Origin of the sequence: Kribbella hippodromi (genome assembly GCF_039531045.1) — a bacterium.
Classification (GTDB): domain Bacteria; phylum Actinomycetota; class Actinomycetes; order Propionibacteriales; family Kribbellaceae; genus Kribbella; species Kribbella hippodromi.
Window position 1 is genome coordinate 16534 of record NZ_BAAAPH010000040.1, and the last position, 23384, is coordinate 39917.

Consider the following 23384-nt stretch of genomic DNA (forward strand, 5'->3'; position numbering starts at 1 on the left):
CCGCCGCGGTCATCGCGAACCATGTCCCGTTGCCGCACCGACAGGAACGCTGGATCACGGGTACACCCCCATGCCTCTGTGCACGTACTTATCGAGCCAGAACCAGTTTTGTTACAGCGGCCGGGATACATGCCTGCCAGACGGCGTCATACAAGACCCTTCTCCAAGGCGTCGCGGCGGATGTCGATGAGGCGCACAAGACGACCGTCGAGCTGTGTCTGCCAGAAGTTCCATCCAGGGCATGCCTTGGTCTGCAGAACAAATTCGCCCGCTCCGGACAGTGATCGGAAAGTCTCGCCGGATGCGACCTGGATCCTGCCGTCGGCTAGGACTTGAGCCTGGAAACGTTCGCCGCGGCGCTGACCGATCAGCTCAGCATCGGCCGGCAGGAGACCCTTGGTGATGAGATCAGCGACGCTGACGTCGTAACGTGCCCGGGTCCGTGTGCGGGACGGATCTGGCCGTCTAGCAGCGGCCGTCGGCAGTGTGCCGAACGTGGTCGGGTCCCAGATAAGTTCGCACAACCGTTGGTAGAGGGCCTGACGCTCATCAATCGCCTTCTTGTCGAACTTCGCAAAGGCGCGGAGCAGTCTGTCGAGCTTGTATTGCTTCGCGAACCTGTTGAAGGTCGGGTTCCGTTCGCGGTGGCCAGTATGCAGCGAGCCAGCTATCTGGTTCTGGCGTTGGTAGTACACGACCTTCTTCTCGTAAGGGAGGTCTTGGTAGCTTGCGTTATCCGACTTCCGCAAGAGCAGCAGCGCGCCGAGGCGGTTCCGGTACGCGTCGAACATGGCGCGCGTATTCGTCTCCGGTTGGTAGCGCTCGAAGTGATTCGCCCAGATGTGCTCGATCTCGAAGGGGCGACTAGTGTCGAGGTAAGCGGCCATGTCATCAGTCAGGCCGCAGCTGGTCTGGACGAACCCGGTCAGGCGTGCCAAGAGGTAGCGCACCTGACCGCTGTTGTTCGACCGTAGGCCGTACGCCTTCATGTTCTTGAAGTCGTAGTCGAGCGCGGAGACTTCCTCGGCGAGGATTGTGCGTAGTTTGTCCACGCTGACACCGCCACGCACCCTCTCGACCAGGCGCACGGCGTAGCTATCGAGCCCTGATGAGGGAAGATCGTTAACGATACGGCGGGCGAACAACAGGTCGAGGTAGTCGGCGATCAGCTGTGCCTTCGTCTTGAAGCTCGCGGAGTCGTCCTTCGGCTCAACGGCAGCCAAAATGGGCGCCGCCTGGGACTTGATGCCGTTGTATGCGTTGAAGAAGACGCTTTGGAGTTCGCGGTCATAGGCATTGGACGCTGCTGCCAGCGTTCGGAAGCGCTCGGAGTACTTGGCAAGATCGTCGACCAGGCCACGGAAATCCGATGACTTGTGCAGGTCGAGGCGTTCCACATTGTCCTTGACCCAGGCGTGGAATGGGCCATTGATGCGCTCGACGTCGGTCGGATTGTCGCCCGGCTCCATGCTCACGTCTGCGTAACGGCTGATCAGGAAAGTCTTGATGAACTCGCTCGGCGCGTTCGCGTCGATTCCTGCCAGCTCAGAGACCATCTGCCGCCAGATCTTGTCAACGCCGCCCTTCTCGCCCCCGATCCTCGATAGCAGGAAACTCTTGAGCAGATCAATCGGCCCGAGGCGTACCCCGCGGTCGTTCATCGACTCGTAGATCTCCCATCCCTGCTCGGACGTCGCCGCACGGATGCCCACCATGCAGACCCCGTCTAGCAGCCAGTCGACAAAGTACGGCAGCGCATCGCCGCGAAGCTCCTCCGGAAACTCTTCCTGAAGTACCCGTGCTCCTTCCCAAAGGCGACGAAGGTCACCTGGCGCGTTGTCGGGCAGAGCGTAATCCTGCGCGCTGAACACTTGCTCGAGGAACGGGCCGCGGTCCGGGATATCGAGCGTGTATACGGGCTTTCCGAACTTGCGTGACTGGATCAGGCTGCTGAGATGGGCTGCCTCGCCTTCGAGATCTTGTGCAAGGAGGAGCTCGCGCAAGTAGACCAGCATCAGGTGGAGTGTCGTGATGCGCTGCTGCCCATCTACAAGAAACGTGATATGAGCATCCTCGTGATAGACGTACGGTCCGAGGAAGTACGGGCTGTAGCGGGAAACGTCCTCGCGATCGTGCTCCAGGCTCCAGTTCGTCATGAACTTGGCGCGAAGATCATCGATCAGCCGGCGAATGTCTTCGCGACCCCATGTGTAGTCACGTTGGTAGCTGTCCAGCCGGTACTGGCGTGCGGTGAACACCTCCTGGATCGTCACCGCCTTGCCCTGAATCATGTCCTGCTGCACACTGCCTCCCCTGGACCGGTGCATCCCTCATTGCACGGCATCCAAACGTAGCTGCCAATTCGCTTGTCTGCCCGGCGCGGCGTGTTGTGTTTGCTTTGCTGGGTTCCCCCTACACATTGATTCGCGGTTGTGGTTCCCGCGGATCGTATGTGGTGCTGAAGCGTACGCGAAGCCCGAGCGCCAACGCTCGGCTGAGACGAGCAGTTCCCTGACCGGAGTCGCTCCGACGGGTCGACGACAACACGTGCGACATCTCCGACTAGGGGTTCCCGGTGCATCCTGCCGGATCAGCCGACGCCACGATCGTGTTCGTGGAGATGAAGTAGCTCGCTTTTGCGGCTCCGGCGCAATGCGGGTCGTTTGATCGGTTGGCTGAGGGCCTGTCTATTGGTTGGGATGGTTCGCGGCCGTCCCGCGGCGCCGAACTCGAAGCGCGCAGATAGAGCGGCGGTGTAAGCCTCCAGCAGTCGCTGCGATGAGTGGCCAAAGCTCGGGGACACCTTGGAACTCGCGGACGGATCCTCGCCGAGATCGGGACAGTGTCCCACTTGGCCGTGGATCTTCAAGAGAAGCAGCCCGCAGTGGTCGCAGTCGGTCCACCACCATGCGTCCGTTCGTGATGTTCCGGTGTCGTCAGGACTGAACATGAAGGCAGTCGGGGCGAAGTTGGTCGCCCACCGCATCGGACCACCAGCGAAGGAGAACCATCCGTCCTGGTTATCCCAGTGCCATAGTTCTTCGCGAGTCGTGAATTCGTCAGCTGACATCGACTTCAAGCTGTCGGGGGCGGGTAGGCCGAGCGGGGCGTAGTAGATGAAGGCTCGGATCCCTGTTCCGGCGCTGAGTGCCTGGCTCTTGCGGATTTCGTCCGAGCGCGGGAAGCCGCCCTTCACCTCGAACCACAACGCATCTGTGGTGTCTGGGTACAGAAGGAAGTCCGGCAGGTAAGTGCCAGCGTCGCCAAGATGGTAGCCCTCCGGCTCGTATAGCCACGGGATATCGAGACTGTCGAAGAAGACTGCCCAGCGTGCCTCAAGTCGGGAACGGAAGTGGCAGCCAGCGTAGTGCGTTTGGATCGGGGCGATGCGGCTCAACCAAGGCTCCTGTTTGAGAGAAGGTCGATCGATGGCTCAGGGATTCGTCGTCGCTGCGTCCGCAGATATCACGTCTGATGCTTGCGGCTACGTCAATGGCAACTTGCTCGCGGAAGCAGCCTTCGGTCACGCGATGAGGATCTTCAGATACGGGTTGCGCCGGCCTCGGATCTCGTGCACACCGCCAGACCACCTCGAACCGGGGCGTAGGTGCGTGAACGCGTCAGTTGTTGTCAGATGCGGGTCAGCGGCTTAGTTCGCGTGCCGTCTCAACTGTCCATCCGTGTCTCAGTCGGCCGGCAGACTTATCCCGGGCGACTGCTAGAGCTGGCCCTTGAGGGCAGATGTCAAGTGCGCACGGGTAAGGGCCGTTCCCGTTGGCCAGTCTTTGGCGATGAGCGCGAGGAGATTGCGATTGAATTCCTCGTTGCCAACTGGGGCCGCGGCGGTGATGTCGTCCAGTAGGTGCTCGAGCAGGATCGCTAGGTTGCTCGGCCCGCCGCCGGAGTACCCGTAGCTGAGCCCGGCGCCCCATCGGTGAGGTGCTGGGTAGAGCTCCCCGTCTTCGGTCCGGATCCAGATGCTGTTGTTCGCGCCCAGGATGATCTCGCGCAGTGCCGATCGTGCCGGAAGGCAGATAGGCGCGGCTACCTTGTAGGGCTCGTCTTCATCGTCGAACTGGACGACTGGGACATCGGTGCGTGGATCCACCAGGTGAGCTAGCGCTTGATCTGCGTCGTCGAACAGCGCGTATGCCGCCATCTCGGAATCACCTTGTTCAAGGCTTGCAACCCACTCGGCTGCGCTCTTGTCTTCCTGGGGGTTGATCGAGGTGATCGCGGCGTATGGAAAGTCTTGGCCACCATTCCAGGCGATCATCTCGCGAACGCAGTCGCGCGCTGTGGTATCTTTACGTTTCAGCATCTCGATCCAAGCCGCACGACGGACAACGTCGGGTACCCCGACTTCGGTGTCGTCGGCTTGAATCGGCCGAGCAGCGACCTGAAGGTGTCCGTTCCGGCACGCGAGGCACTCTGACACGAGGGCAACGTCGTGTTCGCAGAGGCGCCTCGATCCCCGGCGCATCTCACGGGTGAATGCCGTCAGAGTCCGCGCGATGGGTGAGTCTGCCGGTTCGTCCAGCGCAGCATTGGAGAAGACATCGACATCGACGTCATTCAGTGGCGCCGACGTCACCTGTTTTGCCCCGGGCCGCCAACGCATGACTTCCTTCGGCTTCCGCAGAGCTGTCGGCCACCACGGAACTGGGCTGCCGAAGATCTCAGCCAGATCCTCCCAGTTTGGTGAGTACTCTCGGTCCGGCGTTTGAGCATCAACAGCGATTAGTTCTGGCCCGAATGCGTCGTAGCCGTCTCTCACAACCACTGCAGCATCCAACTGACGTGTGTCCTCGAGCACCCGGCGGACCAGACGCTGATCGGGCAGCCCAGACGCCGCGTATGACGGATAGATCAGCCCTAGCCGTCCCAGGCTCGTATCCCAAATCAGAACGGTGTTCCCGCTGGACACGAGAGCGTTCTGAAACCTCGACGCTTGCTCCTCGACTGGGCGCTGGAACAGCAACGGCGCGCGCCCCTGCAGATCCCGTCCAGCCTGTGCAGCCCACCGCAGAATCGCTGTCTCGTAGTAGTAATCCCGGCCGCCGTCGCGTCCCGCAGGCTCCGGAAAGTCATCCCGTTTCCGCAACTGCCAGACCCGAGGCCGCGACACCCCAAGCACCCGAGCGACATCGGCCATAAAGACTCGGTCGTCCACCCACAGCCTCCACCCTTACGGTTCCGTTAGAAGCGACTATAACGCATCCGTAAGGGCAGCTCAAGGAGGAGGCATGTCATCGAGTTGCCGATTGCGTCAGCAGTGCGTGTTCGCGTGATTGCAGGCTCAGCTCGATTGGCGTGGGCAACGCTCAACGGCTGCTGCGCGGCTCGCCTCGCGCGAGAGCAATCTCCGCCAATTGGTCTAGCAAGATGCCGGCCCGCCGAGCCCCCTCCTCGGAGGCCGCGCGACCTGCGCCTCACACGACCGGCTGGGTCGGCTGCCAACCCACAGGTGGGGCCGATGATGAGGGGCGTGCCGCCGCCGTGGAACGTCTGATCGCGGTGTACGTCTGATACTTGTGGCATGGCGGAGGTGGACCTGCCTGAGCTGGATCGTGCGGAACTTCGGGCGGCTGGAGTACTGCGTGGTGGTGGGGCTGTTGTCGTGACCAGACCCAGTCCGATGTCGTACGGCGTGGTGGCCCGTGATGCCCGGGCGATCAATCGTCTGAAAGGCCGGCCCGTCGACCAGCCGGTCGGAATCTCGATCCACAGTGAAGCCGCGCACGACCAGCTGTTCCGGTACCTCGACGTCGGGACCGACACCCTCGCCGCGATCGACTTCGCCCTCGCCGAGCGAATCACCGTGCTGGCGCCGATCCGTCCGGACCCGGCGATGCCCGAGTGGCTGGCGCCCGCGATCCAGAACGGCTGGGTGATGTTCTTCGACGGGTCCTGGGGGCAGCTGGCGTTTCTGTGGACGAGCTTCCCCTTCCTGTACGGAAGTAGCGCCAACCGTACCGGCGAAGCGCCGGCCCCTGCTGCCGCTGAGGCCCGTAGGCAGTTCCCGGACGGCATCCTGATCATCGATGCCGACCACCTCCGCGAGCAGACAGCCGCATACGGAGCGAGCACGACGCTCCGGGTTGAGCCGAACGGCAGGTTCACCCTCCATCGATCCGGTATCCAGGACCAGCTGGCCGGAGGAGCGGACCTGATCCTCGAGCGACTGCGCGAGTTCCGATCTGCGGTCGCGCGACTGGATGGATCGACCCCGTCGCCGTTGGGCAAGACTTATCTGTCTACCGCAGTGACCAGGCCGTTGCTGCCGAACACGCGGATCCGGCTGGGGTTTGCGAGAGTGCCGAACAAGGACGTGGACGGGCCGCGGGTGTGGGATGTCATCAGAGCGCATGTCGGCTGCAACCAGCTGGGCACGGCCATCGGAGCCGGTGAACTGCTGACCGACGGGACGCTGCGGGTCGACGGCCTCAGTGGCACCCAGGTCGGCTGGAAGGGGTCCGGTGGAAGGTCATCACCACCATCGCGTACGGCGACCTGCGCCAGCATCGCTATCAGGCCGAGCCTGCGTGGATCAGCTTCGGCAGCGGCCGGTTGACCGGCTGGACCGGTTGCAATGAACTCTCCGGTGCCGTCACCCGCAACAACACCGAACTGACCTTCACCGATGTCGCTGTCACCGACCACGCCTGCACTGCCGAAACCGCCGAGGTGCAGGCCGCGATGCTGGCGACCCTCGGGACCGCAGTCTCGTACACCATCGATCACAACCAGCTGACCTTGATCGCCCCCTCCGGTATCGGCCTCGACCTCAAGGCGGCGTAGAGCGGCGGCCCGTTGTCGTCGGCTACGTCCCCCTTCCACAGGACACTCACCTGCGGCCGGGTCATCATGGATGCATGGCCGCCAGAGACTTGGTTTTCCAGCCGGGCGACAGGGTCCGTACCTCCGGCCGTTTCGTCTCCGGCCCGGACGGCGACTGGCTCGACCTGCAACGCGTCCACGATCTGCTGATCAAGCCACCCGGCTGGAAGTCAGATCTGTCGGTCCGCCTGATCGGTGCCGGCGCGGCGGCCGTCCCCTCCGAGTTCGACCCTAACCACTTCCCCGGTCGCATCACCGTGGTCGGGAGATGGCATGCTCCCGCATCCGGTGAGCAGGTACGGCTCGGTGACGAGAGTATCGAGGTCGAGACACAGACTCCGGAAGGTCCTCATCCACGGCCACGCGCGGACCGGACTCATCCACCATGCCCACCACCTCCAGGGGGCTGGCCACGGAATGTGTTCTGGTACGAGGGCTGGCCGCATAGCGCGGTCTCGGATCTGGATCTGGACATCCGCGACCTGGAATCGTCCGGGGCGATGGTCCATCGGGCGATCTTTCGTCCCTCCGAAGACCAGGAAGTTCTCGTCGTAGCCGCGACCGACGTCGAAGCGGTCACCCGCAGGCTGTCCCCGAGCTTCCCGAATCAGCTCTGCGTGGTCCGAAGCCGCTTCACCCGCGCCCAACTGGACGAGGTCCGCGACGTCCTCCTTGCCCATTTCCAGGAGTGGCGTTTGGAGTCCTTCGGCACGGGCAACTCCGACCCCCAAGGCCAACCCTTCGCCAGAGCCGAACCTGTCCGAGTCACCCCCGAACTCGCCGCCTGGGCCGACACCCTCCCCAAAGGGCTTCTCCTCCTCAACCCGACTATCACCCCCGCCTGAACCCATCAGCCCAGCCGCTCCTAGGCGGGCCTGGGCGCGAAACGGTACGATATGGGGAAGTTATTTTCGGGATTTGGGATTAAGGGGATTGGCGTGGAGCAGGGGTTTTTGCGGGTGGTTGAAGAGGGGTGTCCGGTGCGGGGGGAGCGGCCGGTGGTGTTGCCTGCGACGTTGGATGGGGGGTTGCTTTCGGTTTCTGGGCAGACTGCGGTGGGGGAGTCTGGGGAGTTGTTGATGAGGGGGCGGTTGGGGGCGGAGCTGTCTGTTGAGCAGGGGCGGGCTTGTGCTTGGCAGTGTGCGGTGAATGTGGTGGCGGCGGCTCAGCAGGCCTTGGGGTCGTTGGAGTCTGTTGTGTCGGTGCGGATGGTGAATATCTGGGTCGCATGTACGCCGGACTTCTACGAGCAGCATCTGGTGGCTGATGCGGCTACTGAGTTGTTCATCGCTACGTTTGGCGCTGAGGTTGGGCGGCATGCTCGGGCGGCTATTGGGGTTAGTGCGTTGCCTACTGGCAGTCCGGTTGAGGTTGCGGCTATGTTTCGGACTCGGTGAAGCGGAGCTGTTGGTGCGGCGGCCTTAGTCGAGGAGGGGTAGGGCTGTTGCGGCTGCGGTGAACAGGAGGGCGGCTGAGGTGGCGCCGGGGTCCTGGTGGCCGATGGTGCGTTCGCCTAGGTAGCTGGCTCGGCCTTTGCGGGCGAGCATGGGGATGGTGGCGTCGCGGCCGGATTCGGCGGCGCGCTGGGCTGCTTGGAGTGCGTACGAAGCGCTGCTGCTGCGGGCAGGCGGACCGGTCGGGTGGATGGCTTTGGTGAAGGCGGTAACGGCGGGGGCCAGGGCGTCGTACATGGTTTTGTCGCCGGGGTCGGGGCGGCCGCGGGTTACTACTCCGGCCAGGCCGGCTTGGAGGCCGGTGGTGAAGGTGGCTGGGGTCAGGGGGTCGTTGCCTACGGCATCGGCGAAGTAGAGGAAGAACGTGCCGAAGAGGGGGCCGGCCGCGCCGCCGGTCTTGTTGATGATGGTGTGGCCGGCGGCGGTGAGGAGGGCGGCGGGGGACATGCCTGGGCGCAGGTCGGCGGCGACGGCGCGGAACCCGCGGGTGAGGTTGGTGCCGTGGTCGGCGTCGCCGATCGCTGCGTCCAGGGAGTTGAGTTGGTCCTCGTGTTCGCTCACCAGGCGGGCGAACTCACGGAGCCACTCGGCCAGCATCGGCGCGGTCAGGCCGGGTGGACGCATCGTCAGCCTTTCGCAGCTGGAGCGGAACTCGGAGCGGCCGCCGGAGCGGAACTCGGAGCGGTCGGGGCGGAACTCGAAGCGGAAGCCGGAGCGGAAGCCGCAGCAGTCGCCGGCGCAGTGGCGGACGCGGTCGCCGGGGCAGTCCCCGCGGCAGTTCCCGGAGCAGTCGCGGGCGCGGTTACCGGTGCGGTCGTCGGTGTGGTGGTTCGGGAGAGGGCCAGGAAGGTCAGGCCGGCCAGGGCGCCGGCGGTGAGTTCGGCGAGTACGTAGATCGGGAGCTGGCTGAACTGGACCTGGCCGCCGGCGAGCTGCTGGATGAGCATCGGGCCGACGGTACGGGCGGGGTTGACCGAAGCGCCTGTGATCGGAGCGATCGGGATGATCACGGCGAAGACCACGAAGCCGATCGCGAGGCCCGCGAACCCGGCCGCGGCCCTGCGGTGCGTGGCGCCGAAGACGGTCAGTACGAGGATGAACGTTCCGACGAACTCCGCCATGAACGCCTGCCCCGTACCGACCCCCGGCCCGTACGCGGCGATGCCCAGTCCAAGATCGCTCGCCTTCGAACCGAGTACGCCGATGATCGCGCCGGCGCCGAGCAACGCCCCGGCGAGCTGCGCCGCGAGGTACCCGGGCACCTGGGCCCAGGGGAACTTGCCGGACACCGCGAGGCCGATCGTCACGGCCGGGTTGATGTGGTTGCCGGAGATCGGGCCGAGCGCGTACGCGGTGCCGATGACCGCGGCGGCGAAGGCGAACGAGATCATCCCGAGATCGGCCATCGTCATCGGGGCCGAACCGTTCAGGAGCAGCGTCGCCGGCACCGCGCCGACGCCGACGAAGACGAGGATCGCGGTGCCGAGCAGTTCGGTACCGAGCCGTTGCCGCAGGTTGTTGTCAGGCATGGAAGTTCCTCCACGAGCCGGGTGAGTGCGTCGAAGCGTATTCGACATTGTCGAACGCAACTCGGAAGGTACGCCTGTGGTTCACTGCTGTAAAGAGTTGCTCGTTCAGCTGAGGGGTTCGCCAATGATTCAGTCCGTCGATCGGGCGATCCGGATACTCGGAGTGCTGCAGGGCGCGCGCCGGCTGAGCCTGTCCGATCTCGCCGCCCGGCTGGAGCTGCCGCCGTCGACGGTGCACGGCATCCTGAAGACGCTGCAGGCGCACGGCATGGTGCTGCAGGATCGCGATTCCAACCGGTACCAGCTGGGCCCGGCGGTCTTGAAGCTCGGCAACGTCTACCTGGACACCCTCGAGCTGCGCTCCCGGGCGGTCACCTGGTCGGAGGAGCTCGCCCGGCGGAGCGGTTGCGCGGTACGTACGGGCGTGCTCACGCATGACGAGGTGGTGATCATTCATCACGAGCCGCGTCCGGACGGCAGCCGGCAAATGCCCGAAGTGGGGATTGTGATTCCGGCGCATGCGAGTGCTCTTGGCAAGGCGATGCTCGCGTACCTGCCGGATCAGCTGGACGAACTGCTCGCCAAGGGGCCGCTGCGCAGCATGACCTCGGAGACTGTGATCGACGGGGACGAACTGCGCAAGCAGCTCGACGAGGTCGCCCGGGACGCGCTGGCCGCCGAGCGGGAAGAGGCGGTGCTCGGCGAGGCGGGGCTCGCGGCGCCGATCTTCGATGCGTCCGGGCTGGTCGTCGGCGCGATCGGGATCGTCCTGCCGGCCGTCGACTGGGCGCCCGCCGACGCCACCTTCGGCGCGGTCCGCGAGGCCGCCCGGAACATCTCCCGCGAACTCGGCGCCGCCCACTGGCCAATCCAGCCCCGCTGACCCCGCGCCGCCCCGGCCCACCCGCGCCGCCCCGGCCCACCCGCGCCGCCTCTGCCCACCCGCGCCGCCTCTGCCCACCCGCGCCGCCTCTGCCCACCCGCGCCGCCCCGGCCCACCCGCGCTGGCCCCGCTGACCTGCGCTGGCCCGGGCTCGGGTGGGTTGAAGTCGGCGGTTCGACAGGAGGTGTGGGTCGTCGGCCGGTCAATTGCGGGCCGTGCAGGCGGGCGGGGCGATGTACGCATACGACTACGTCCTGTCGAGCTGCCGTCCTGACGGGATCCGCGCTGACCGAGCTCCGGTGCGGGCTCTTTACAGCGTGCTGAATCACGCCCTATGCTCCGAACTTCATTCGACATTATCGAATGAAGTTCGATTCAAGGAATGGTGGTTCGCCGTGAAGAAGCTCGTCAACGACCCGGCGAAGGTCGTCCCCGAGATGCTCCAGGGATTCGTGCTGACCAACCCGGGGGTCCGGCTGGCCGGCGACGGCGTGGTGGTTCGCGCCGACCATGACGTACTGCGGCAGCGTGGCCAGGTCGCGCTCGTATCCGGCGGCGGTGCGGGGCACGAGCCGGCGCACGCCGGGTACGTCGGGCCCGGCATGCTGACTGCCGCGGTCGTGGGTGATGTCTTCACCTCGCCGTCGGTCGATGCCGTCCTGACCGCGATCCGCGCGGTCGGTGGTCCGGGCGGCGTACTCCTGATCGTGAAGAACTACACCGGCGACCGGCTCAACTTCGGTCTCGCGGCGGAGATCGCGCGCACCGAGGGCCACCAGGTGGAGATGATCGTGGTCGCCGACGACGCGGCCCTCGCCGCCGACGGAGGCAACGCCGGGCGCCGCGGTCTGGCCGGAACCGTGCTGGTGCACAAGGTCGCGGGCGCCGCCGCCGAGGCGGGTCTGTCGCTGGCCGAGGTCAAGCAGGAGGCGGTCGCCGCGGCCGGTTCGATCGCGACGATGGGCGTCGCGCTGTCGGCATGTACGGTCCCGGCCGCGGGTAAGCCCGGGCTCGAGCTCGCCATGGACGAGATCGAATGGGGCCTTGGTATCCACGGCGAGCCTGGTGTCGAGCGTGGTGCGATCCGTCCCGCCGACGAGGTCGTCGACGCGTTGCTGGCCCGCCTCGTCGCGGACCGTGGCATCAGCGCCGGGGATCGCGTCGCGCTGCTGGTGAACAACCTCGGTGGCACGCCGACGATGGAGTTGGGCATCGTCGCCCGCCGGGCCGTGACGTACCTCGGCGAGCAGGGGATCAAGGTGGAGCGCGCCTGGGTGGGTACGTTCCTGACCGCGCTGGAAATGGCCGGCTGTTCGTTGAGTCTCGCGCGAGTCGATGACCAGGTGCTGGCGCGGCTGGATGCTCCGACGCAGACCACGACCTGGCCGGCGGCGCATGTCGGCCGGGTCGCCAGCGAGCTGTCGTTCCCGGTGAGCCTGGTCGAGAACGTTGCCGTGAGCAATGTTCCGGTCGATGGTGATTCAGTACTCTGGCGCACCGTCGAGACCATCTGCGCAAGCCTGATCGAGGCCGAGGACGAGCTGACCCGGCTCGATCAGCTGGTCGGGGACGGGGATCTGGGGTTGAGCCTGGCTCGTGGTGCCCGGGCGGTTCTCGAGGACAAGGCGCAGTACGACGGGAGCGACGACGCGGCTGTACTTCGCGGCATCGCGGGCACCGTACGGCGCGTGGTCGGGGGTACGTCCGGCCCGCTGTACGCGGCGCTCGTGCTCCGGATCGCGGGGACGCTGGACGCCGGCGAATCGTGGCCGGTCGCGTTCGATGCCGGCGTACGCGCGATCGCCGAGCTTGGTGGTGCCCGGATCGGCGATCGGACCATGCTGGACGCGCTGATTCCGGCGGCGGACGCGTTGCGTACGGGGCGGTTGGGTGATGCGGTCATCGCGGCGCGCGCCGGCACCGAGTCGACGGCTGACATCCAGGCCGCGCGCGGACGGTCGAGCTACCTCGGCGACCGCGTCCTCGGTATCGTCGACCCCGGCGCCCGCGCCGTGGTGATCCAGCTCGAAGCCGTCCGCGCCACGGTCGAGGAGAAGGTGCCCGCGGAAGGGTGACCAAGTGCGGTGGTTGGCGGAGTACTCCCTTGAGGCGATCGCCCAGGCAGTCCGGCAGGTAGCCCCGGAACTGGACGGTCGCCCGATCACCACGCGCGCCTTGGTGAACAAGGACGACCCGATGTGGTGGTCGTCCAGCGCGGTGATCGATGGGCAGTACGTCGCCAAGTTCGCGTGGTCACGTGCTGCGGCGGAGCGGTTGGCGCATGAGATCGCCGTACTGGATGAGCTCCCGGTGCCGTACTTGCCGAAGGTGGTTGCGAGTAGTACGGACCCGTTGTTGCTGGTGACTGAGCTGGTGGCTGGTGCTTCGTTGTTCGAGGTGATCGACTCGATCGATCGGGATGAGGCCGGTCGCCAGCTCGCGTCCTTCCTGGGGGCGCTGCATGCGTGTGGCGGCGCGTATCCACCAGCCACGTTGCAGCCGGCCAGTACGGATGTACTGCGCAAGCGGTTCGGCCGGTGGGCACGTCCTGACCAGCAAGCGACGGTCATCAAGTGGTGTGAGTGGGTGGAGAAGGTACTAGGTACGCCGCGGGGGAGCGTACTGGTGCATGGCGATCTACACGGCGGCAATCAGGTGTGGGACGGCGGACAGCTCCGTGCGGTTGTGGACTTCGAGACAGCTGGTCTAGCAGAGCCCGAGTACGACCTGCGCGCGTTCCCCGGTACAGGGCCGGGTGTCGAGCTGCTGACTGCGACGATGCACCACTACCCCGGAGAGCTCGACCCGGAGCGGGTTATGGCGTGGCATGTGCGGCATGCGCTGGGCGATGCGCTGTGGCGTAGTGAAGCTGGTGTGCCGCTGCCGGATCATCGCACCCCGCCGGAGTGGGTCGCTGACCTGACTGACCGCTTCGCAGCTCTGGGTGTTGCGCCTAGCTGAGCTGGGAGCGGCGGCGGGTTAGGTAGGCGGTTTCGGCGGTGTTGGCTGTTAGCTCTATCGCCTTGTCGTAGGCGGCGCGGGACTCCTGGCTGCGGCCCAGGCGGCGGAGTAGGTCGGCTCGGGCGGCGTGGTACGGGTGGTACGCGGCCAGCCTGGGTTCCAGTCGATCTATGGCGGCCAGTGCGACCTCAGGACCATCTAGTTCGGCCACTGCGATCGCGTGGTTCAGCGCGACGATCGGAGACGGGTCCAGTACGCGCAGCTGGTCGTACAGCGCGACAACCTGCGACCAGTCGGTGTCACGGGCGTCGCGAGCAGACGTGTGTACTGCATTGATCGCAGCAAGGATCTGGTACCGGCCAGGACGTACCCGCGCGGCCAGCCGCTCCCGTACTAGCTGATGGCCCTCTGCGATCAGCGTGGTGTCCCACGACCCACGGTCCTGCTCGTCCAAAGACACCAACTCACCGGTAGCCGACACCCGGGCAGTGCGACGTGCTTCCGTCAACAGCATGAGTGCGAGCAGCCCAGCAACCTCCCCGTCGGCAGGGAGCAGGGTGCGGATCAGCCGGGTCAGCCGGATCGCCTCAGCAGTCAGCTCCTGCCGTACCGGGTCGGTGTCCGCACTACTAGCCAGATAGCCCTCGTTGAACACCAGGAACAGCACAGCGAGTACGCCGGACACCCGCGTCGGCAGGTCCTCCGCCGACGGCACCCGGTACGGGATGTTGGCGGCCTTGATCTTCGCCTTCGCACGGGTGATCCGCTGACCCATCGCGGTCTCCTGCACCAGGAAGGCACGAGCGATCTCGGGTACGGTCAGCCCACCGACCATCCGGAGCGTCAGCGCCACCCGTGTCTCCATCGCCAGCGCCGGGTGGCAACAGGTGAAGATCAGCCGCAGCCGCTCGTCGTCGATCGCACCCAGCGGCTCGGGCGGTTCTTCGTACCGCATCTGAGCCTCCTTGTGCTTGTCGTCGCGCTTGGTCTCGCGGCGCAGCCGGTCGATCGCCTTGCGGTTCGCGGTGGTGGTCAGCCAGGCACCGGGGTTCGGCGGGACGCCGGTCTCCGGCCAGCGCTCGACAGCGGTCGCGAACGCCTCGGCCGCCGCCTCCTCGGCGATGTCCAGGTCACCGAACCGCTTGGCCAGCGAAGCGACCACCCGCGCCCACTCCTCGTGGTGCACCCGGGTGATCGCGGCCTCGTACGAGTTCACAGGAACGGCCGGACCTCCACCCTCCGGTTGCACGCCTTCGACCCGGCAGTGGCGAGTTTGAGCGCCACGTCCAGGTCCGGCGCCTCCATCACCCAGAAGCCGGCCAGGTACTCCTTGGACTCCAGGAACGGCCCGTCGGTGAAGATCGGCGCCGCGCCGGTGTTGTCGATGACGGTGGCCGAGTCGGGCGCCGCGAGCCCGCCGGCGAACACCCAGTGCCCGTCGGCGATCAGGCCGTCGTTGAACGCGTTGATCGCGACCATCTCCGCGTCGGTGGCGGAGTTCGGCGTGTCGTCGATCACCGAAACCAAGTACTGCATCGTCGTCTCCCGTACGTCGGTGGTGCCCCTCGCGGGCGACCCGTCACCCCTGCTACGAACGCTGCTGCCCCGATCCGACAGTCCGATCTCAGGATCTGAGCCTACGGCCCTTTATGTTCGTCAGGTGCGGCTCGGGGTAACTACCTTCGGTGATGGAAGATCGGCGGTGAGTCGCGGAACCGGGGTCGGGGAGGTTGCGTCCGAGTGATCCCGAGTGGTTCGGTGTCGGCCTGCGGTGAGCATGTGTGGAGGTGGAGCGGCGGTGTTGTTCCGGGTGCTGGGGCCGGTGGAGATCGATGGCACCGATGCGGTGAGCTACATCCGGGCCGACAAGCCACGGGCGTTGCTGGCGTTGCTGCTGGTCAAGGCGAACACGTGGGTGGGCGTGGGCGAGATCATCGACACGGTCTGGTCGGGTCGTACCCCACCAGTGTCGGCTGAGCGCAACATCGGCACGTACATCTGGCAGCTGCGCCGGGCACTCCCACCGCTTGGCGCGGACGGGCAGCGGATCGAGAGCCGCTCCAAGGCGTACCGCATCCGCGTGGAGACCGGTGAACTGGACTCCGATCGGATGCGCACGCTGCTGACCGCAGGGGATGACGCACTGGCGGCGCGGGACTCAGCTGGTGCGTTGAAGCACCTGGAGGCGGCGCAGTCGCTCTGGCGCGGCACACCGTACGAAGGGCTGGTGACTGATCGGTACCAGCCGGAGGTGGCGCGGCTGACTGAGCTGCACTGGTCTGTACGCGAGCGCTTGGCGGATGCCCTGATCGGAACGGGCCGGTTCGCCGATGCGATCGCGCTAGGCAAGAGCCTGACCACTGAGGACCCGCTACGGGAGACGAACTGGGTGCGGCTGCTGGTCGCGTACCGGGACGCCGGCCGGCGGGCTGACGCACTAGCGACGTACCAGAAGGCGCGGAGCGCACTGGTTGACGAGCTGGGTGCTGAGCCGGGCCCGGAGCTGCGTGCACTGCAGCAACAGCTCCTGTCGGATGTACCTGATGAGCCGGCGCCCGGTCCGTCGGAGAGCTACGTACGGGCGGTGGTTGACGCCTCCGCCGCACTAGTAGGTCCGCATGCTGCCGCTGCGCGTGAGTGGTTCGTCAGCCGGCGCACTGAGCTTCCTACAGCCATCAGTCGACTGCTGGCTGCCAATGACATCGCTAACGCATGGCTGTTGACCAGCGCGGTGCATCAGTACATCGAGAGCGGCGGTGACGTACCAGGCTGGGCTCCTGTGGTTTCTGACGTTGTCGCGGCGACCAGGGCAGGTAAGGACTGGTACGGCGAGCTCATCGTTCGCAACATCCTCGGTATCGCGCAGACGCGGGCCGGTCGGCTGCACGACGCCCGGGCGGAGTTCTCGGCGGCGTTGCGCATTGCCTCCGTGCACGACGACCGGGACGCGGAGGGCACGGTGCTGGTGAACCTGGCCCTGGCTGAGGCAAGCGGTGGGGCGCGCCAGCAGGCGGCCGAGTACCTGCGCCGCGCGCTGCGCTTGCTGCCCGACTCGGCCACGGCCGCGGAGGCCCGCCAGGCCCTTGCTGACCTGGGCGAACCCGAGCACCCGGCCAGGTCGTCGGTGGCCTCCTGAACGACCGCTTCCGGACGCCCACTGGCCGGATGTATCACCGCTGGACCACAACTGGACAGCCGAGAGGACGCTTAGCCCCATGACTCGTATCGCCCGCGCGATTCGCCGCCCCGTTGCGTGGTGGGTGGTCGCGGCTCTGGTGCTCGGCACGTTCGTCGGGTACTCGGCGTTCGGCCACGGCGCGCCCGCCGTCGCGTTCCAGCAGGCTGGGCACTGGGTGTACAACGCGACGCTCGGTGCGGTCTTCCGGGTCGACGGCGGCGGCAAGAACGTGGACGCCGAGGTTCGCGGTGTCCAGGCCGAGGCGGGCAGTCAGGTTGTCCAGGGCAGCACCAACGGGTACGTCGTACGCTCCGACGGCGTGATCGTGTTCGGGAAGTCGGACTTGACCGTGAAGAGCACGGTGCGGATCGGGATTCCGGAAGAGCCGCTCGGCATCGAGGCACAGAGCGGGCCGTACCTGGTGTATCGCAAGCACGGTCAGATCGTCCGGCTCGGGGACCAGCAGCAGACGATCACTGTGGGCAGTGCGGTGTCCAGTGCGGTCGCGACTGCCGACGGTGCACTCTGGCTCCGGGGTGCCGACCGCTTCTGCCGACTCGCACCGGCCTCGACTGCACTGGCCTGCGACCTGCCGGCACAGGCAGGTGACGCCGGGGCGCTGCTGAGCGTTGCCGGGAAGCCTGCGTTCGCCAACCTGTCCAAGCGGACCTTGACGCCGTTGACCGGTGACAAGGCTGGTCGCGCGGTGCCGATGGATGTCAGCGGTGCGCTACCGACTACCTCTGTTGTCGCACAGTCGGACGTCGGCGGCCGGATCCCGATCTTGGCCGGTCAGCGACTGCTACTGGTGGACGCGACTGGCTCCAAGGCCGCAGAGAGCATCGCGCTGCCACCAGGTCGGTACGACGCGGTTGCAGCGACAGGCGCGGCGGTAGCTGTACTGGACACTGCCAAGCGAGTGGTCCGTACGTTCGCACCTGACGGCAAGGCTCTGCACACGCATGAGCTGAGTAAGAAGAAGGGCAGCGGGCCGAAGGGCCACGACCCGCGGGTGACTGCTGGTGAGGACGGGCGGCTCTACATCGACGACGAGACCGGTGCTGTTGTCACGGTGGTCGACGGCGACGGGTCGGTGAGCGAAGTCAACATCGACGGTGGAAACAAGCCGGTGTCCCCGTCTGCCACGCCTAGTAGTACACCCAGTAGTAGGCCTACGCCGAGTCCGCCGGTGCCTAGCAGCACGCCGACTGCGACCCCGCCCGCGCATCGGCCGATCCTGCCGCCGGTGCACGTGACCATCGGACCGGAGCGGCCGCACGCGACCGAGACGGTCGCACCGCCGCGGACGAACGAGCGCAGGCCGAAGAAGCCGGAGACCACCAAGCCGACCACACCGCCGAGTAAGCCGACCAGACCGACTGCACCGACCAGGCCGACCAAACCGACTACACCGCCTCCGACCAAGCCGACCACGCCGCCAGCGGCAGCGCCGGGTGCACCCGGTGGCGTGTCTGCCAAGGGCGGTAGCGGCAAGGCGACCGTGAGCTGGACAGCTGCCCGGGCCAACGGTGCTGCGATCTCCGGCTACAAGGTGAGCTTCCGAGTGGCTCCCGGCACGTTTGTCGTCGGTCTACCGGCCTCGGGCACAGTCAACGTGTCAGGTGGTACGCGCAGTCACAGCTTCGGGCAACTGCTCAACGGCGGCGGCTACATCTTCACCGTCTCCGCCACGAACCGGGTTGGTACCGGACCGTCTGTGGACACCAAGGTGACGTCGATCGGTGGCAAGGCCGAGCCGCCCGGTCCGCCGACAAAGGTCAGCGCTACTGCGAAGCCCGACGGTTCGGTGACAGTGTCGTGGACCGCACCGAGTACGACGGACTACACGATCTCCGGCTACACAGTGATCGCCTCGACCGGTGCGAAGACACAGGCGCCGCCGTACACAACCTCCACGACTCTGAACCCCGCACTGGGCAAGGGTGTGAGCTACCGGGTCACTGCGACGAACAGCTCGGGTACGTCATCATCGTCGGCGTCTACGCGCACGGTGTACCCGTACAAGCCGGCTGCGGCGCCAAAGGTGACCGCGGTACCGAGCAAGGGGGCCGTGTCACTCAGTTGGACTGCACCGAGTCTCAATGGCGGTCAGCTGGTGCACTACGTCGTGTCGGCTGCCGGACAGGCGGACCGGACCGTGACGACGACCAGCACGCGCTACACCGGGCTTGTTGGCTCGACGACGTTCACGGTCAAGGCGATCACCCGGGAGCGCAACAACTCCGGTAGTGCCGCCGCGACTGGTGCGGCTGGTAGTACATCAGCTGCTCCGGCGCAGCGCGCTCCAGGAGCACCGGCAAGTGCGCCGGCCACTGCAGTACGACATACCACGCGCCGACGGAAGGACACTGAGTGAAGCGGGACGTGCTGGAGCCGCAGCAGGCGTACGAGCTGATCGCGGCTAACGTACAGCGGGTGATCCGGGGTAAGCCGCAGGTGGTTCGGCTGGCGATCGCGACGCTGTTCGCCGGTGGTCACCTGCTGATCGAGGACCTGCCGGGCCTGGGCAAGACCAGTCTGGCCAGGAGCCTGGCCCGCAGCATCGGCGGCCGCTGGAGCCGGATTCAGTTCACGCCGGACCTGCTGCCCGGTGACATCACCGGCGTGGTCGTGTACGACCAGGGGCAGGGCCGGTTCGTCTTCCACCCGGGTGGGATCTTCGCGAACATCGTGCTCGCCGACGAGGTGAACCGCGGTACGCCGAAGACGCAGTCCGCGCTGCTCGAGGTGATGGCCGAGCGGCAGGTCACCGTCGACGCGGAGAGCCGCCGGGTACCCGATCCGTTCATGGTGCTGGCCACTCAGAACCCGATCGAGATGGAAGGTACGTACCGGCTGCCGGAGGCGCAGCTGGACCGGTTCCTGCTCCGGATCGAGATCGGCTACCCGGACCACGACGCCGAGGTCGAGGTGGTCGCGCTGGACGGAGCAGGTCCGACACCGGACGATCTGGAGCCGGTGATCGACCCGGAGGCCCTGAGCGGTGTCGTCGCGGCCGTCCGGTCCGTGTACGTGGATGAGGCAGTGATGGCGTACGCGGTCCGGCTCGCCGCTGCGACCCGGCTGCACAGTGCGGTTCGGTACGGCGCTAGCCCGCGCGGCAGCATCGCACTGGTACGCGCGGCCCGGGCGATTGCGGCGACCGATGGCCGGTCCTTTGTGACACCGGATGACGTGAAGAGCATTGCGCGCCCAGTACTGGCTCATCGGCTGGTACTGACCGCGGACGCCTCGCTGGCTCGTCGTACGGCGGAGAGCGTTGTTGACGATGTCCTCGAAGACACCCCGGCGCCGGGCAACCCGGTGCGCCGCGACCTCAAGCGGTCTCTTGGCGTCGTGTCATGAACACCCGGCTCACGCTACGAGCCTGGGCAGTGCTGGCCGGCTCGGCTGCACTGCTCGTAGCGGGGCAGCTGTTGGGGTACCCGCTGCTGCAGGTGCTAGCCGGTGCGGGGATCGCTGTGGTGTTGGTGAGTGTGCTGACCGTCGTACGCCGTCCTAAGGTCGCGGTTGAGCGGGTGCTGTATCCCGATCGTGTGGAGTGCGGGCAGCCGGCGTTGGCGCGGTTGGTGGTAAGGAACGAGTCCACAAGGCGGCAGCCTGCGTTCGTGGCTGCGGACAGTGTGGGTCCGCACCAGTCCGAGGTATCGGTTGCGGCGCTGGCACCTGCTGGCGTTGCTACCTACCACTACGAGCTCCCGACGTCCCGGCGCGGACCGGTGCCGGTCGGTCCGTTGGTGCTTCGCCGGTCCGATCCGTTCGGTCTGGTGACTTGCCGGGTGTCGATCGGTACGGCTGCCACGCTGCTAGTACATCCACGCCGGTACGCGGCTCGTCCTGCGACCGGCATCCGGCAACGGCATCACTTCGAAGGACCGGTGTCGGCGGGGCCGCTACGTGGCTCGATCGATCTGCGGCGACTGCGTGAGTACGTACCGGGTGACGAGGTACGCCATGTGCACTGGAAGGCGTCTGCCCGTGCTGGTCGGCTGATGGTGCGTGAGTACGTCGATCCGGATCAGCCGCGGCTGCAGGTGCTTCTGGACACTCGTACGAGCGCTCTGACGCCGGATCAGTTCGACACTGCGGTTTCGGTGGCTGCGTCGATTGCTGTGGTTGCCGCGCAGTCCGGTCAGCGGCTGCGGCTTACTACTCCCTGCGGTACTGATCATGACGTGCAGTCGGTGAGCGATTTGCTTGATGAGCTTGCTCAGCTCGAGCAGTCGCAGCAGTCCGCCAACCTGCTGGAGTTCCTGCCGATAGGACCGGACGGTGGCGCGCTGGCGGTACTGACTGGTGATGCCGCCGGTCTGACCGAGGTGCCGAAGCTCCGGTCGAGCTACCGGCCGATTGTCTGCATTGACGTCACGCATGACGAACCGGCGGTGCACACTGCGCTCGGAGTACATGTGGTGCACGCTGACTCGGCACAGAACGCAGTCGACGCCTGGAACTCCGTACCGGCATGAGACGTCTCTCTGTGGTCGGAGTGCTTGCTGCGGCGGTGGTGGCGGGCTGTCTGTTCGCGCCAGTGTTCGGCACGACTGCTGTGCTTTGGCCGATGCTCGCTGTTGCCGTAGTCGTTTATCTGGTGGAAGAAGCGATTCTGCGGCGGCCGGGGCTGGCGCGGTGGCGGGTGCCGTTCACGCTGATTGGCGGCCTGATCGCCTTGCTGGCGGTCATTCCTGGTGCGGCGCAGCGGCCGGTCAGTGTGTGGGAGGCGGTGACGTCCGGCTGGCGCCGTACGCTTGAGTCGACTTGGCCTGCCAGTCCGGCGCCTGACTTGGTGGCGTTCGTGCCTGTGCTGGTTCTGCTCGCCTGTCTGGTCGGTGTGCGCGTGCTGCAGCGCTCGCGGGTGCTGGCGTTGCTGCCTGCTGTTCTGGTGGCTGGCCTGTCGCAGGCGTACGTGACTGTTGCCGGAGTGGATGCACTGGTTGTTGGACTGGCACTGGCTGGGTGTTTTGCGCTGGTGTTGCTGGAGTGGCCTGGTGACCGCGGTGCCTGGGTCCGGCTGGTTGCTGCATTGGTTGCGATGGTTGTTGGTGCGACCACCCTTGGACTGACATTGCCGACTAGTGCCGGCGTACACCTGGCGAGACCGGCTCCATCGGATTCGCCTACTGTGCTGAGCAATCCGCTCACCGAGATTGCCGCGCGGCTGCGTTCTCCTGACACGGTGGTGTTCACTGCTCGTGCTGATGGTCCGGTGGATCGGTGGCCGGTCATAGCGTTGGACACTTTCGATGGGGTGACCTGGACGGCTGCACCGCGCTTCCAGCGGCTTGGCCGGGAGTTGCCGCTCGACTCGCACGTGACAGTTCAGGTCCGTCGGCAGTCGGCGGATGTAGCTCTTGCTGATTGGTCACTGCCGTGGTTGCCCAGTCAGACCAGGACTCTGTCGGTGGTGGATGAGCAGCCGTTGCTGGTCGACCCCGCGTCCGGTGCACTGCTCGCTGCGCAGTCGCGGCCGTCCCAGTACCGGATCAACTGGGCGGAACCGGCTGTTGACGTTGGCGATCTCGCTTCGGCGGGGGTTGCTTCGGATCTGAGTACGGGTGCTGATCTGGGCGAGGTACCCGTTGGGATTGATGAACTGGCGCGGGAGATTGCCGGTGACGTACGCCCGTCGTTCCAGTTGGCGCTGGTGCTCGAGAAGTACCTGCGGACGAACTACAAGCTCGCTACCGGTGATGACTTGCCGACAGGGCATGGGTACCCGCAGCTCAACCACTTCCTGTTGCGGAGCAAGCGCGGTACGTCGGAGCAGTTCGCTGCGTCGTACGTGGTGATGGCTCGGTTGCTGGGGTTGCCGGCGCGGTTGGTGGTTGGGTTCAAGCAGCCGGATACGCCGAGCCGGGATGGGACGTACGTGGTGCGGAATCGCGACGTACTTGCCTGGCCGGAGGTTGCGGTGGCTGGTGTGGGATGGGTACCGCTTGATCCGACTGGGACGGCTGTGTCCAAGACAGGTGGCGGCGGGTTGGCGAGTGCGGCCGAGGCGGTGCGGAAGCAGTTGCCGTCGACCAAGGAGATCGAGCGGGAGCACCAGGCTGAGCCGACGCTGCCTGCTGTTGAGAGCTCTGCCGGCCACGATTGGCCGGGCTGGGTCGCGCTGCTGGTGGCTGGTGCGGCTGTGGGTGGGGCGCTGCTGCTTTGGGTTGTGGGGGTGCCGTTGGTCAAGGTCGTACGACGTCGGCGGCGTCGGCGACGGGGGACGGTCGGTGCTTGGGCGGAGGCGCGTGACCTGCTTCGCGACCACGGGATGCGGGTGACACCAGCTGCTACCGCACGCGATCTGGCGCGCGAGTCGGACGGTCCGGTGTCGCAGGCGATGACGCTGCTCGCCGGCTGCCTGGACCGTGCGCTGTGGTCGGGACAGGATGCTGATCCGGATCGCGAGTTCGCCTGGTCCGCCGTCCGCAAGGCGCGCCGGGGTCTGGCCGAAGGCCGACTGACCCAACGAATCCGAACGGCCCTCAACCCGCGCAGCCTCTTCACCTAACCGAACCGGCAGCCGG

General features: G+C 66.3%; 19 protein-coding genes. 12 read left to right on the forward strand and 7 right to left on the reverse strand.

Going from position 1 to position 23384, the window contains the following annotated elements:
• Positions 1-146: 146 nt before the first annotated feature.
• The 3 genes from ABD260_RS36525 to ABD260_RS36535 form a co-directional block, all read right to left on the reverse strand.
• Positions 147-2303, reverse strand: a complete 2157-nt coding sequence (locus ABD260_RS36525) for a GmrSD restriction endonuclease domain-containing protein (protein ID WP_344241409.1) — start codon at positions 2301-2303, stop codon at positions 147-149.
• Between the two features lie 287 nt (positions 2304-2590).
• Complete coding sequence (locus tag ABD260_RS36530) at positions 2591-3397, reverse strand: PDDEXK family nuclease (RefSeq protein WP_344241411.1); 807 nt, start codon at positions 3395-3397, stop codon at positions 2591-2593.
• 321 nt (positions 3398-3718) lie between these two features.
• On the reverse strand, positions 3719-5173 hold the full coding sequence (locus ABD260_RS36535) for a helix-turn-helix transcriptional regulator (protein WP_344241413.1): 1455 nt from the start codon (positions 5171-5173) through the stop codon (positions 3719-3721).
• A gap of 366 nt (positions 5174-5539) precedes the next feature.
• On the opposite strand from ABD260_RS36535, the gene ABD260_RS36540 reads away from it, so the two are divergent.
• From ABD260_RS36540 to ABD260_RS37720, 4 genes are all read left to right on the forward strand, one after another.
• A complete protein-coding gene (locus ABD260_RS36540; protein ID WP_344241415.1) occupies positions 5540-6574 on the forward strand; it encodes a Sua5/YciO/YrdC/YwlC family protein in 1035 nt (344 codons plus the stop codon).
• Positions 6514-6801, forward strand: a complete 288-nt coding sequence (locus ABD260_RS36545) for an META domain-containing protein (protein WP_344241454.1) — start codon at positions 6514-6516, stop codon at positions 6799-6801. The genes ABD260_RS36540 and ABD260_RS36545 overlap by 61 nt, the downstream gene beginning before the upstream one ends.
• A gap of 74 nt (positions 6802-6875) precedes the next feature.
• Positions 6876-7685 (forward strand): hypothetical protein, encoded by an 810-nt coding sequence (locus ABD260_RS36550; protein WP_344241417.1) that lies wholly within the window; start codon positions 6876-6878, stop codon positions 7683-7685.
• A 51-nt stretch (positions 7686-7736) separates the two neighbouring features.
• Positions 7737-8237 (forward strand): RidA family protein, encoded by a 501-nt coding sequence (locus ABD260_RS37720; RefSeq protein WP_425553495.1) that lies wholly within the window; start codon positions 7737-7739, stop codon positions 8235-8237.
• Positions 8238-8261: 24 nt separating this feature from the next.
• On the opposite strand, the gene dhaL is transcribed toward ABD260_RS37720, so the two are convergent.
• Positions 8262-8924, reverse strand: coding sequence for a dihydroxyacetone kinase subunit DhaL (gene dhaL, locus ABD260_RS36555; protein WP_425553496.1), 663 nt, complete (start codon positions 8922-8924; stop codon positions 8262-8264).
• The gene (locus ABD260_RS36560) at positions 8921-9823 is read right to left on the reverse strand and encodes an MIP/aquaporin family protein (protein ID WP_344241421.1); all 903 of its coding nucleotides are present in this window, start codon (positions 9821-9823) and stop codon (positions 8921-8923) included. Before ABD260_RS36560 ends, dhaL begins: the two co-directional genes overlap by 4 nt.
• A 124-nt stretch (positions 9824-9947) precedes the next feature.
• Here ABD260_RS36560 and ABD260_RS36565 point away from each other — a divergent pair, with 124 nt between their 5' ends.
• The 3 genes from ABD260_RS36565 to ABD260_RS36575 all read left to right on the forward strand — a co-directional run bounded on the left by ABD260_RS36565 (position 9948) and on the right by ABD260_RS36575 (position 13667).
• On the forward strand, positions 9948-10706 hold the full coding sequence (locus ABD260_RS36565; RefSeq protein ID WP_344241423.1) for an IclR family transcriptional regulator: 759 nt from the start codon (positions 9948-9950) through the stop codon (positions 10704-10706).
• Between the two features lie 395 nt (positions 10707-11101).
• Entirely contained in the window at positions 11102-12781 is a 1680-nt protein-coding gene (locus tag ABD260_RS36570) for a dihydroxyacetone kinase family protein (protein ID WP_344241425.1), read from the forward strand.
• 4 nt (positions 12782-12785) lie between these two features.
• Positions 12786-13667 carry an aminoglycoside phosphotransferase family protein gene (locus ABD260_RS36575; RefSeq protein ID WP_344241427.1) on the forward strand — a complete coding sequence of 294 codons (882 nt, stop codon included), beginning with the start codon at positions 12786-12788 and terminating at the stop codon, positions 13665-13667.
• Here ABD260_RS36575 and ABD260_RS36580 read toward each other — a convergent pair.
• Together ABD260_RS36580 and ABD260_RS36585 are read right to left on the reverse strand one after the other, a co-directional pair.
• Positions 13660-14883: an RNA polymerase sigma factor gene (locus ABD260_RS36580; RefSeq protein WP_344241429.1), complete on the reverse strand. Its 1224-nt coding sequence runs from the start codon at positions 14881-14883 to the stop codon at positions 13660-13662. The genes ABD260_RS36575 and ABD260_RS36580 overlap by 8 nt on opposite strands.
• Entirely contained in the window at positions 14880-15203 is a 324-nt protein-coding gene (locus ABD260_RS36585; RefSeq protein WP_344241431.1) for a YciI family protein, read from the reverse strand. The genes ABD260_RS36580 and ABD260_RS36585 overlap by 4 nt, the downstream gene beginning before the upstream one ends.
• 262 nt (positions 15204-15465) lie before the next feature.
• Here ABD260_RS36585 and ABD260_RS36590 point away from each other — a divergent pair, with 262 nt between their 5' ends.
• From ABD260_RS36590 to ABD260_RS36610, 5 genes are all read left to right on the forward strand, one after another.
• Entirely contained in the window at positions 15466-16803 is a 1338-nt protein-coding gene (locus ABD260_RS36590; protein ID WP_344241433.1) for an AfsR/SARP family transcriptional regulator, read from the forward strand.
• 79 nt (positions 16804-16882) lie between these two features.
• Entirely contained in the window at positions 16883-19222 is a 2340-nt protein-coding gene (locus ABD260_RS36595; protein ID WP_344241435.1) for a fibronectin type III domain-containing protein, read from the forward strand.
• Positions 19219-20211, forward strand: coding sequence for an AAA family ATPase (locus ABD260_RS36600; RefSeq protein WP_344241437.1), 993 nt, complete (start codon positions 19219-19221; stop codon positions 20209-20211). Before ABD260_RS36595 ends, ABD260_RS36600 begins: the two co-directional genes overlap by 4 nt.
• Entirely contained in the window at positions 20208-21335 is a 1128-nt protein-coding gene (locus ABD260_RS36605) for a DUF58 domain-containing protein (RefSeq protein WP_344241439.1), read from the forward strand. The genes ABD260_RS36600 and ABD260_RS36605 overlap by 4 nt, the downstream gene beginning before the upstream one ends.
• A complete protein-coding gene (locus tag ABD260_RS36610; protein ID WP_344241441.1) occupies positions 21332-23368 on the forward strand; it encodes a transglutaminase TgpA family protein in 2037 nt (678 codons plus the stop codon). The genes ABD260_RS36605 and ABD260_RS36610 overlap by 4 nt, the downstream gene beginning before the upstream one ends.
• The last annotated feature ends 16 nt before the right edge of the window (positions 23369-23384 follow it).